The organism is Arhodomonas sp. KWT (assembly GCF_010993615.1).
Genome location: NZ_WNXE01000004.1, coordinates 3,278 through 4,546, shown reverse-complemented (window position 1 = coordinate 4,546; position 1,269 = coordinate 3,278). Strand labels below are relative to the sequence as shown.

2 protein-coding genes are annotated in these 1,269 nt (G+C 66.3%); both read right to left on the bottom strand.

Going from position 1 to position 1,269, the window contains the following annotated elements; genetic code table 11:
- Positions 1-221 precede the first annotated feature (221 nt).
- Positions 222-611, bottom strand: coding sequence for an ectoine synthase (locus G7A99_RS01940; protein WP_018716928.1), 390 nt, complete (start codon positions 609-611; stop codon positions 222-224).
- Positions 612-723: 112 nt separating this feature from the next.
- Positions 724-1,269, bottom strand: a 546-nt coding sequence (locus G7A99_RS25105) for an aminotransferase class III-fold pyridoxal phosphate-dependent enzyme (protein ID WP_240466065.1), incomplete at its 5' end; no start/stop codon positions are given.

Sequence of the window (1,269 nt, the reverse complement as noted above, 5' to 3'; positions counted from 1 at the left end):
CCAGGCGGGGCTCGTGGCGCGGGGCCGGGCGGAGCCCCGGCACCGGCACATGCCGTGCGTACTATCCGGCACGTCCATGCGGGGCACCGGTGCTGGTGGCACCGGAAGGTCGGACGTGCAAAGGAAACACCGGCGTCCCCTGCAGCGGGGAGACCCTGTGTTGTGGTGGGAAAGTTACGAATGCAGGCGCCCGGGCGTCAACCCGGGCGCCCGGGACGGGGTCAGTCCTCGACGAGGGTGTACGAGCCGTCCTCGTCGTGAACCTCACGGCCGGTGACCGGCGGGTTGAAGGCACAGACCAGGCGCATGTCTTCTGTGCCGCCGCGCAGCACGTGCCGGTCATGCTTGTCCAGGGCGTAGAGCGTGCCGTCCCGGATCTCGTGAACCTCACCGGTGGCCAGGTCCTCGATGGTGCCGTTACCGGCCACGCAATACACCGCCTCGAGGTGGTTCTTGTACCAGAACGTGTGTTCGGTCCCGGCCGGGATGATGGTTTCGTGGAAGGAAAAACCCATGCCGTCCTTCTTCAGCAGCAGGCGGCGGCTCTTCCAGTCCGGACCCTCCACGTCGCGGTCGGTCCCGATGATCTCTTCGAGCCTGACGATCTTCATCCGCTGGTCTCCTTGAAAAGCGAAAGGGGCGGGAGGCCGCCCCTCGGGCGTGGTCGCAGCGCCCATCCGGAACCGGATGGGACGCTAACGATTATTCATGCCGCGACACGGCTCACGCAATACCGAGTTCGGCCATGGCCTCGGTGAGGGCCCTTTCGATGATCTCCAGGCCCTGGTCGAGAACCTCGTCCTCGATGGTCAGCGGCGGCAGGAGCTTGAGCACCTCGTCGTTCGGACCGGCGGTCTCGATGATCAGTCGGTGGCCGAAGGCCTTCTCGGAGACCTTGCCGGCGAGCTCCTGATTCTCGAACTCCACCGCCTGCATCATGCCGCGGCCGCGGACCTCGCCCTTGGCCTGCGGGTGGCGCGCGGCGAGGCCCTGCAGCCACTCGCGGATCTTCTCGCCCTTGCGCTTGACCTCGCCGGCGAAGGCGTCGTCCTGCCAGAACAGTTCCAGGGTGCGGCGCGCGGTGACCAGTGCGGGGTTGAAGCCGCGGAAGGTGCCGTTGTGCTCGCCGGGCTCCCAGATATCGAATTCCGGTTTGACCAGTACGATGGACAGCGGCATGCCGAAACCGGACAGGGACTTGGAGACGGTGACGACGTCCGGATCGAGATCGAACTCCTCGAAGGAGAAGTAGTTGCCGGTGCGCCCGTT